The 9,953-nt window shown below is 50.0% G+C and carries 8 protein-coding genes and 1 pseudogene; 5 read left to right on the top strand and 4 right to left on the bottom strand.

Features of this window, described 5'->3' with window-relative positions; all coding sequences use genetic code 11:
- Positions 1 to 143: pseudogene (locus VB081_RS15105) on the bottom strand (sulfide/dihydroorotate dehydrogenase-like FAD/NAD-binding protein); the annotation flags it as partial.
- Between the two features lie 174 nt (positions 144 to 317).
- On the opposite strand from VB081_RS15105, the gene VB081_RS14185 reads away from it, so the two are divergent.
- Entirely contained in the window at positions 318 to 1,715 is a 1,398-nt protein-coding gene (locus VB081_RS14185) for an MATE family efflux transporter (protein WP_323401430.1), read from the top strand.
- A 20-nt stretch (positions 1,716 to 1,735) separates the two neighbouring features.
- Entirely contained in the window at positions 1,736 to 2,365 is a 630-nt protein-coding gene (locus VB081_RS14180) for a TetR/AcrR family transcriptional regulator (protein WP_323401429.1), read from the top strand.
- 35 nt (positions 2,366 to 2,400) lie between these two features.
- On the opposite strand, the gene VB081_RS14175 is transcribed toward VB081_RS14180, so the two are convergent.
- The 3 genes from VB081_RS14175 to VB081_RS14165 all read right to left on the bottom strand — a co-directional run bounded on the left by VB081_RS14175 (position 2,401) and on the right by VB081_RS14165 (position 6,490).
- Positions 2,401 to 2,916, bottom strand: a complete 516-nt coding sequence (locus VB081_RS14175; protein WP_323401428.1) for a ferritin — start codon at positions 2,914 to 2,916, stop codon at positions 2,401 to 2,403.
- A 65-nt stretch (positions 2,917 to 2,981) separates the two neighbouring features.
- Complete coding sequence (locus VB081_RS14170) at positions 2,982 to 4,274, bottom strand: HdeD family acid-resistance protein (RefSeq protein ID WP_323401427.1); 1,293 nt, start codon at positions 4,272 to 4,274, stop codon at positions 2,982 to 2,984.
- Positions 4,271 to 6,490 carry a bifunctional metallophosphatase/5'-nucleotidase gene (locus VB081_RS14165; protein ID WP_323401426.1) on the bottom strand — a complete coding sequence of 740 codons (2,220 nt, stop codon included), beginning with the start codon at positions 6,488 to 6,490 and terminating at the stop codon, positions 4,271 to 4,273. The genes VB081_RS14170 and VB081_RS14165 overlap by 4 nt, the downstream gene beginning before the upstream one ends.
- A 131-nt stretch (positions 6,491 to 6,621) precedes the next feature.
- On the opposite strand from VB081_RS14165, the gene VB081_RS14160 reads away from it, so the two are divergent.
- The 3 genes from VB081_RS14160 (at position 6,622) to VB081_RS14150 (ending at position 9,856) form a co-directional block, all read left to right on the top strand.
- Positions 6,622 to 7,200, top strand: coding sequence for an NUDIX hydrolase (locus VB081_RS14160; protein WP_323401425.1), 579 nt, complete (start codon positions 6,622 to 6,624; stop codon positions 7,198 to 7,200).
- Entirely contained in the window at positions 7,197 to 7,487 is a 291-nt protein-coding gene (locus VB081_RS14155) for an ArsR/SmtB family transcription factor (protein WP_323401424.1), read from the top strand. Before VB081_RS14160 ends, VB081_RS14155 begins: the two co-directional genes overlap by 4 nt.
- A gap of 398 nt (positions 7,488 to 7,885) precedes the next feature.
- Entirely contained in the window at positions 7,886 to 9,856 is a 1,971-nt protein-coding gene (locus tag VB081_RS14150; RefSeq protein WP_323401423.1) for a heavy metal translocating P-type ATPase, read from the top strand.
- Positions 9,857 to 9,953 lie beyond the last annotated feature (97 nt).

Genomic DNA, 9,953 nt, shown 5'->3' with positions numbered 1-9,953 from the left:
GTCAGCGGAAAACGCTCACCCTTTTCGTGTGTGCGAAGCACCACAAACTGTCCGCTTTGCGCTTTCTTTGCGATCAGCGGCGCTTCAATCACCATTTTTGTGATGTTGTTCGCCAGGTCTTCCTTCTGCAAAATTTTGAACATAATTTTCACTCCATCCTTATTTGATACATCATTTATTATATCTGAACGCCTTGTCTTATACAAGAAAAAAACTTTATCGCATACATTGACATCCGCTTTTTAAGATATTAATATGGTATTATAATGAACGTACGTTCAGCAAAAACCTTTGAAAAAAGGGCGTGAGGCATAAATATGGAAGAGAAAATAGACGCACGCGCGCAAATGATGGGTACGGCAAAAGTTCCGGTAGCGATCATCCGTCTGGCGATCCCGGCAATCATCAGCATGGTCGTTATGGCAATCTATAACATGGCGGACACTTACTTTGTAAGCATCTCGCCGGAGGGCTATCTGGGGACGGCGGCGGTGTCGGTATTTATGCCGATCATGCTCACAACGCAGGCGCTATCTATTTTGTTTGCTGCCGGCGGTGCTGCATACCTTTCCCGATTGCTTGGGGCAAAGGAGCTCGATAAAGCAGGAAAGACTGCGACGACTACGATCGCGCTTGCATTTTTGATGGGCATATTGGTTGCGGTCGTTGGCTGTCTCAGTGCGCGCCCCCTTCTTTTGTGGTTGGGAGCCTCCGACAGCACGATCGGTCTTGCTCTCGAATATGCGATCGTCATGTTTTTGGCGTCGCCCGTACAGCTTACCAATATGGCGTTTAACAACCTGCTGCGCGCAGAGGGGAGTGCAGTGCAGTCCATGACGGGTATGGTCATCGGCGCAGTGCTGAACATCGTACTTGATCCGATCTTTATTTTTACGTTTGATATGGGTGTGATGGGTGCTGCGGTCGCAACGGCGATATCGCAAGTTGTGTCCTTTATTATCCTTTCTTCTAATTACTGGCGCAAAAAGGTGGTGGCTCCTTTTCGGTTGAAGGGGTTCCGCTTCGATAAGGAGATCATTTCTTATATCACGCGCATCGGTTCCTCGACCTTTTTGACGCAGCTCCTGGCAGCGATTGGGTTTGCAGTTATCAATGTGTGCGCAAAACCCTATGGGGACGGGGCGATCGCCGCATTTGGCATCGTGAACCGGATACAGTTTTTGGGGTTTGCGCTGATCTTTGGCTTTGCCCAAGGATACCAGCCGGTTGCTGGGTATAATTTTGGGGCATACAAATTTGACCGGCTGAAATCTGCCATGAAGTTTGGCATTACGGTCGCCCTTGCGATTGGCGCGGTTGTAACGCTTCTTTGTTACGTCCTTGCCCCACAGATGATGCGAATTTTTACGACGGACGATTATGTGGCGCAGATCGGCGTTCCGGCGCTGCGATGGTTTACGGCAGGGTTCACGCTGACGGCGTTCACTTTGATCATGATGATGACACATCAGGCGTTCGGACGTGCCGCCGGCGCGCTCGTGCTATCCATTTCCCGGCAGGGAGTATGCCTCATTCCGACCGTGCTGGTGCTTGCGAGTGTGATGGGGATTAAAGGGATTATGATATCACCATTCGTGGCGGATATCATTTCGGGACTGATTGCCGTAATATTTGCGGTACAGATATTTAAGTATATTCGACAAACCCAGGAGAAATATGCACTGGGACTCATTGACTCAAACGCAGAGCAATAAAGTGACGAAGGAGAGAAGACATGCCTAAGAAAATAGAAGACGTTACGCAAAAGATTATTACCGCCGCTTTGGAGATATATCATAAGGAAGGATACGACAGCCTTTCCATGCGGCGTATCGCTGAGGTGAGCGGGCTTGCAGTAGGTACGGTATATACGCATTTTGAAGACAAAGAGGCGCTGCTGGCACAGGTGCTCGCGGGAGAGATCGAGCAGATCATGACGCAGTTTATGGAGACGGTGTTCGGCAAGCAGCCCAAGGAGGCGCTTTACGGCGCGATCTATTGCTTTATCGGGCGCATGGTAGAAACGCCGGAAGATGTGATCAACCAAGTCGTCAACTTTGAATCGGACAAGGAATATATAGAGCGCACGTTGTTTGGGATACGTAAGCAGGTGCAGCAGCTTTTTGTGGAACTGATCACGCGTGTGTTTATGGAATACAAAGTAGATATTACGGAAAAAGACGCGGAGGTGCTGTCCGAGTTATTGTTTGGTATGCTAAACTCGATTTCGCTTTACGGTGTGGGAAATGTGGACAAACGTTCCAGGTTGGTGTTCGATATGCTGATCGCCTATGCAGAAAAAGAGGCGGCGCGGCAAAAGGAAAACGCAGCAAAGAAAACAACCAAAACAAAGAAAAAGAGCTGACCGGATGGTCGGCTCTTTTTTATCTGTTAACTTTTTCAGGTCGTCGCCTGCACAGCGGGCGTATAGACACGCGTCGCCGCTTCTGCATCCATATACAAAATTCCGGCCTCGCTGTTGCCAGCGATGCGAAGCTTTTCGATCAGGCCGGTCGCGTTTTCTTCTTCCTCGACCTGTTCGCTCACGTACCATTGCAGGAACTGCTGTGTCTTGAAATCGCGTTCGTCGATGGCAGCACCCATTAGATCGTTGATCATTGCCGTGACCTTTTGCTCGTGCTCGAGCGTTTTTTCGAAAATATCCATCGGCGAAGCAAAATTTGCATCCGGCGCTTCGATCGTCAAAAATTCGGCATTGGCACCCACGCGCAATGTATAATCCATGATCATCGTGGCATGGTCACGTTCTTCTTGTGCCTGGATCCGGTACCAGTTGGCAAAACCGTTCAGGTTCTTAGAAGAGAACCATGCAGCCATCGCAAGATAGAAATAAGCTGAGAAAAATTCGTTTTTCATTTGCTCGTTGAGCATAGATTCCATTTTTTTACTGATCATAGTAGTACCCCCTATTGATTTGATATATTAATGATACCCCAAAACGACGCGCGTAAAAGGGATTTTTAACCGATATCGTTTTCCGCCGCAAGCTCGCGCAGCATTTCGTTATTCAGATACGCTTTTTTAGAAACAACGAGGCTATGCGGGCGGCTAAGCTCCTTTTCGTAGAGCGCATACGCAGAACCGGGCGTCACAACGCCGCCAAAAGCACGTGAGCGGGGCACGCCCGTACCGTCCAGCAAGACTTCTGAAAGAAGCGCACAGTTGGTGTTGAGCACAAAATATGTTTTGAACTTTCCCTGAAATACCTTATAAAGATGCGCACCCATTTCCTTAAGCGCCCAGGAATAATCGTTTGTTTCGCGGTCTTCTTCACGCGGCGACCAGGGCGTGCAATCCTCAAGAAAGGCCATTGTGTTCCTCACGACCTGCCGCTGCGCCTGCTCGTTTAGTTCAAGCTGATAGCCGATGATCGTCTTGCCAGCGTCGCGCAACGAAAAGCGGATATAATCCTTACGCGGACACACGAAGAACACGCCGTCATACAAAAGACCGGCAAGGGAAATGGCATCCTTTGAATGATCATAGTTGCCGTAAGAAAGCACATAATCTCCAAGACCGATATCCACATGCCCAAAAGCGCTTGCTGAACGCTCAGACAGATGTACAAAGACTTCAATGCTGTCCGTTGTGAGCGGCATGCCATCAATATACAGGGAGTCGGGAGCAAAGCTTTCGGGGTTTTCCGTGGAAATCGTCTGTTTTAAGTTCTTTAATACCTTCTGTGGCATAAAAGCCTCGAGCCACAACGGTAGAGGAACGCGCGCACGATCGGAAAGTCGGTCGGAAAGGATACTCCATAAGTTAGATGCGCCAAGGGCGATCAGATAGATGGGAATTACAAGATCAAGAATCAGGAATTGTATCAAGGGGCTGAAAGCTGTAATAAGCCCGAACGCGATAGACAAAAGCGCGGCAATAAGCGTCGAAAGCCATTGCCTGAGCTGCGCTTTTTTGTATGTATAGGCGATGAGCACCTTAATCGCACCCATGAGCACCATCCAGCAAGCCATAAAAATGGCAAGCAAATGACCGGCAATGTCAGGATTTGCAATCAGGATAATACCAAAAACCAGTGTAATGATACCACTGAGAAGCATATTGAGCGTTACCGCAAGAGAGCTATAGCGGCCGAATAAAAAGCCGATAATGGTAAGCGCGCCGTATATGGCAAGAACGATGCCCAGCAAAATAGAAAATGTGAGCATGGTTGCCAAAGGGAAAACGATCAAAAGAATACCTGCCGCAATCAGCAGCAGGGAAAGGACAAGTGTATAGATCCGTCCTGTTTTCATTTTTTAGCTTGGCTTCCTTTCTTTGTGATCAAGAAGAATACCGCCCACGCGATGAACACAGCAAAGATCACAAAAATCCCAAGGGAATAAGGATTTTCAGGAGAGGGAAGCTCGTAACTTGTCGCCGCGTTGAGCAACTTGGAATTGATCAGGTAGGTACTGCCTGCCTGGGCGGGGAAGACAATGGAACCGTCCTCCATGACGGTAATACCGTCCTCGTTATAGGGAAGGATATCGTTATTTGCGTCATAATAGTAGATGTAGACGGTGCTGCCCGGTTCGTACGCGCTGCCGACATACATCTGCATATAAACGGAAGAAGGAATGGTTTGGTTACCGCTCAAATTAACAAAGAAAGCATCTTTGTCGGCAGTGGAAGCACGTTTCTTGTCGGGCGGCGGCGTCTGGGATACATCCGCCTCAAGGTTTACATTGCTGGGAGAATTCAGAGTGGCGCCATTGAAAATAAATCCGTAAGGATAAACGCCGTCAACGGTGAATACAAGGTTACGCTCCTGCCCTATAAGCGCATATAAAATATTCTCGGAAACAACGGTCGGACGGGTGAGGGCAACATGGATATCGACAGGAACCGCGATGAGCAGCTTGGAAAGAATATCATCGGTATCGATGATCTGCTCGAGCAAAACAAACTGCGCACCCTGTGCCGTATCTAAAAACATATCTTCGGAAGATTCTTTGAAATAATTTCCCACCGTTTCGTAAAGCGTGTGGTATTCACGGATGAGCGGCGCGCTGAAGCGATAACCAAGGTCTCCGTTGTAGAGATCACCCGTCGTCGCAATAATGAACTGGTCGGTATCAAGAATTTCCGCACCGTCCCTTGTGATAGATGTGACGCGTCCCGCATAGCTGCCGTCCGCAGTCAGATATTTTTCAGCAACGACATCAATGCCCGTAAACTGTGCAAAATCTTCGGAGCCGAGAACCATGTGATCGTTCAGTATGTTTTTCAGTTCCCTGCCCGAAACGGTAGTTGTCACAACATAATCTCCATACGGCAAGGCGTTGTTGAGCTCTGCTGCCGTGATATCGCCGGCGGGAATGGAAGTACGCACTGCTTTGCCCGCAAAAAGCGCGACATCCGCGCCTGTTTCGCTCAGCATGGCATTGCCTACCATGGTCGTGAAGTTCGTAGGGCCGGTATATACAAATTCGCTCTCTCCATTGAGAAAAACAGGCGAAGAGGTGATCGAACGTTGCAGGAAGGTCTGCTGTTCCTGCGCATAGGTGCCGATGATAGAACCGACTTTTTTGTCGGCGGTCACATTGACAACGCTTTCCGCATCTACGGTAAAGGGAAGGATGCCCATGATCGCCCCGTTTTCGTCAAAGCTCAGCTCCACGACGCCAAATGCCTCCAGCGCATTGCCCGCCTGTACGATCACAGGGGTCTGTCCTGCGACATAGCCGGGATAATCTGTATAGCCATTGGGATACAGCGCGTGGGAATAGCCGTCGACAATCAGATCGATGCCGCTCACATGCGTGGCAATATCCACACTGGATGGATCGGAATTTTGTCCGGTACCAAGATGCGTGAGAGCGATCACTGCGTTCACGCCTTCCTGACGCATTTCATTGACAGCCTGCTGCGTTTTTTGGTAAAGGAGCTCGCCATTCAACAAATCGACGCCGGTAAGGCCTCCATCCTCCGTACTGCCAAGGGCAGTCGGAGAGGAAATACCAAGTACGCCGATCTTCATCCCGCCGGTTTTGTAAATATGGTAGGAATCAAAAAGCGGTAGTCCGTTTTGCATGATATTGACGGATAACGCATTGGCGCCCGAGGCCTCCGTCAGCTTTTGAAGTGCCGAAAGGCCATAGCTGAAATCATGGTTGCCAGGTACAATGGCGTTGTATTCAAGAGCGTTCATGATTTCGGCGATGCCCTGTCCTTTGCTCAGAGTGGCAAAGGTGCTGCCGTGGAATGCGTCGCCCGCGTCAAAAAGAAGCTTGCCGTCCGCCTCATCCTGCTTGATATATGTCGCAAGGCGCGCATATCCTACGGAATCGGGTGTTGCGTCCGCATTGCCGTGCACATCGTTTGTGTGGTATATTTTGACTGTAGAAGCAGGTTGGGGAACGACCGGAACCTCCGGTTCGTCTGTCGGCGCGGCAAATACGCCCGCCGGAAAAATCGTTATCAATAATAGTACAGCCAGCAGGATAGCCGGCGCCTTTTTGTTTCGCATAAATGCCTCCATCAAGATTCCTTCACATTATAACAAATATGCGTATCGTGTGCAATTGAAATAGCGGGGATAGATTTCTGTCGGGCAGCGTGATAGAATAAGGGAAATGTATGAAAAAGGAGTGCAACCGCATGAATTTGGATGAAATGAAAGAAACCACATTGTCGTCAGAATCGATTTACGATGGTGCAATCATTAATGTAGAAAAAGATACGGTGCGCCTGCCGGACGGGAATACGTCCATCAGGGAGGTAGTACGGCATCCGGGCGGGGTAAGCGTATGCGCGATCGATCACGACCTGAACGTATATTTTGTACGCCAGTTCCGTTATCCGTTCGGCACGGTGCTCCTAGAGCTCCCTGCGGGAAAGATCGATCCGGAAGAAAACCCGTATGACGCGGCGCTGCGTGAGTTAAAAGAGGAAACGGGGCTTGTTGCAACGGATATGATATCTTTGGGACAGATCTATTCCAGCGTCGGTTTTTGCGACGAAGTGATCCATATGTATATGGCGGTCAGCGTCGAGCAGCGCGAACAATGCCTCGACGCTGGGGAATTCGTCAAGGTGGAAAAAATACCGATTGCGGAGGCTGTACAAATGGTGATCCGCGGGGAGATCACGGACGCAAAAACTGTTGCTTCGCTTTTGAAAGCATATATCATCTTAGACCAGTTGCAGCAGCAATACGAGGAGCAGGCACAGGTATGATGAAACAAAGTATGGAAGAACTGGATAAGATGAGCCAGATTTTTAAGATGCTGAGCGATCAAAACCGCCTCAGGATCATTTTTGCGCTGCATGGCAGCGAGGTATGCGTGGCTTGTTTATGTGAGCAGCTCAATATGGAGCAGTCCGCGGTATCGCACCAGCTCAGGAATCTGAAGGCGGCACGCCTTGTAAAAAGCCGCAAGGAGGGCAAAAACGTATTTTATAGTTTAGATGACGCGCATGTGCTGCACATCGTAGATCAGGTTCTGGAGCACATACGGCACTGAGGTCGTATCCGGCATTCATATGTGTTACGTCACCAGCAAGAATTTACGCTGCACTTCAAACAACAGACGCACTGCGTGCCGTCTAACTCGTTCGCGCAAATCCTTGACTGCTGACGTTCTGTGCGTGATCGATCCGCAGACGTGATGCGGTGTTTGCTTCCGATGTCTTTGCAAGCGCAGTGCGCAGACTCGGAATGCAAATAGTCATCTAAGGCTGCGGTAACATACATTAATAGAAGCATGATAGGAATACTACGGTTCAACTTTGATAAATAAAGATAGTCCTGCGGGACTGTCTTTTTTATTTTTTTCAAAAAAATAGTTTACAAAACATGTGGGTATGGTATAATACATATGAACAAATGAACATATATTCATATGATTGGAGGCAACAAAATATGAAACACGAACAGCATGAGCACGCAGAGCACATGGAATGCGCATGTGAACTGAACGGCTCAGGACACGACCATACGCATGACGGGCATGACCACGAAGCAGACGGCTGCGCGTGCGGGCATGAGCATACGCACAGCAAAGAGGAACCGAAAACCTATCTTTTGAGGATCATAGTTGGTACGGCGATCTTTGCACTCGGCATTATTTTACAAAATACGGTCGATCTTCCCGAATGGGCACGGTTTGCGGTATTCTTTGCCGCCTACCTGATCCTTGGGATCAACGTACTTGCAGCAGCAGGAAAGAACATACTGAAAGGGAAGGTGTTTGACGAAAACTTCCTGATGACGGTGGCGACCATCGGCGCCTTCATTCTGACAGACTATGCGGAAGGTACGGCGGTCATGCTGTTTTACCTGATCGGGGAGACGCTTTCAGACATTGCGGTCGACAGGAGCAAAAAATCTATCACCAAGCTGATGGATATCCGTCCTGATTACGCGAACTTAAAACAGGGCGATGACGTAAAACGGGTCGATCCGCAAAGCGTCAAGATCGGCGATGTGATCGTTGTAAAACCGTTTGAAAAGATACCGCTTGATGGAGTGATCCAAACAGGAGCGTCTGCACTCAATACAAGCGCGCTCACCGGGGAGAGCATGCCGCGGGAGGTAGCGGAAGGGGACGCGGCTCTCGCGGGAAGTGTGAATGGCGGCGGCCTGCTCGAGATACGTGTCGCAAAAGAGTTTGGAGAATCCACGGTCGCAAAGATACTTGATCTGGTGGAGAACGCGGGCAGTAAAAAAGCGCATACTGAAAAATTTATCACCAAATTTGCGCGCTACTATACCCCGATCGTGTGTGCAGGCGCGCTGATCGTAGCGGTCGTTCCCTCCCTTGTGACGGGCGATTGGGCGACGTGGGTATACCGTGCGCTGCTGTTCTTGGTTATCTCGTGTCCGTGCGCATTGGTGGTTTCCGTACCGCTCACCTATTTCAGCGGCATTGGGGGTGCGTCCAAAAAAGGCATCCTGATCAAAGGTGCGAATTATTTAGAAGCGCTGACGGAAGTCTCGGAGGTTGTTTTCGATAAAACGGGGACGCTGACAAAGGGTGAGTTTGCAGTCAAAAAGGTATTTGCGGCAGATGGTGTGAGTGAAGAAGGGGTACTGGCGAACGCCGCGAGCGCAGAGCTCAATTCGTCACATCCGATCGCAAGATCCGTGCTGGCAGCCTACGGCAAAGAGGCTCCTGCATTGGAAAACTACAGCGAAGAAGCGGGATACGGCGTACGCGCTATTACGGACGGCGGGCAAGAGGTGCTGGCGGGCAACGCAAAACTCATGGAGCGCAGCGGGATCAGCTTTACAGAAGTAAATGAGGTAGGCACTGTGCTGTATGTGGCACGGGGCGGTAAGTTTTTAGGAAGCATACTGATTGCCGACCAGATCAAGCAAGACGCGCGCGAAACAGCGTCGGCGCTGCGGTCGATGGGTGTGGGGACGGCTATGCTCACAGGTGATGCAAAGCGGATCGGCGAAACGGTTGCAGCGGACATCGGCATCGACGAGGTATATACGGAACTGTTGCCGCAGGATAAGGTCAGCGTGCTGGAGAAGATACAGCAGAAAAAAGGGCGTGCGGCTTTTGTGGGGGATGGCATCAACGATGCGCCCGTGCTTGCGCGTTCTGATGTAGGCATCGCGATGGGCGGCGCAGGAAGCGACGCAGCGATCGAGGCGGCGGACGTAGTGCTGATGACGGACGAACCTTCAAAGGTGGCGGAATCCATCCGGCTGTCGCGCAGGACACGGCGCATCGTATGGCAGAACATCATTTTCGCGCTTGCCGTGAAGGCGGCGGTTATGGTGCTTGGCGTGACGGGCATCGCGGATATGTGGTGGGCAGTATTTGCCGATGTGGGCGTGACGCTGATCGCGGTGGTAAACGCACTGCGGGCAATGAAATAAAAAGAAAACAGGGAAGAACGCCGGTTCGGCGTTCTTTTTATTTGCACACATGTTTAAACGGCCGAAAAAGTGATAATAATAGTATATCTGTTTTAAT

The sequence above is a fragment of the Christensenella sp. genome (assembly GCF_034927525.1).
Taxonomy (GTDB): Bacteria; Bacillota; Clostridia; order Christensenellales; family Christensenellaceae; genus Christensenella.
Note: the sequence above shows the minus strand (reverse complement) of the source record. Positions and strands in the feature narration are given on the sequence as shown.

Bases quoted from the DNA above. Each gene is read 5' to 3' on its own strand.
- VB081_RS14165 (WP_323401426.1), bottom strand. From the start codon at position 6,490: ATGCGAAACAAAAAGGCGCCGGCTATCCTGCTGGCTGTACTATTATTG.
- VB081_RS14175 (WP_323401428.1), bottom strand. From the start codon at position 2,916: ATGATCAGTAAAAAAATGGAATCTATGCTCAACGAGCAAATGAAAAAC.
- VB081_RS14170 (WP_323401427.1), bottom strand. From the start codon at position 4,274: ATGAAAACAGGACGGATCTATACACTTGTCCTTTCCCTGCTGCTGATT.
- VB081_RS14185 (WP_323401430.1), top strand. From the start codon at position 318: ATGGAAGAGAAAATAGACGCACGCGCGCAAATGATGGGTACGGCAAAA.
- VB081_RS14180 (WP_323401429.1), top strand. From the start codon at position 1,736: ATGCCTAAGAAAATAGAAGACGTTACGCAAAAGATTATTACCGCCGCT.
- VB081_RS14150 (WP_323401423.1), top strand. From the start codon at position 7,886: ATGAAACACGAACAGCATGAGCACGCAGAGCACATGGAATGCGCATGT.
- VB081_RS14155 (WP_323401424.1), top strand. From the start codon at position 7,197: ATGATGAAACAAAGTATGGAAGAACTGGATAAGATGAGCCAGATTTTT.
- VB081_RS14160 (WP_323401425.1), top strand. From the start codon at position 6,622: ATGAATTTGGATGAAATGAAAGAAACCACATTGTCGTCAGAATCGATT.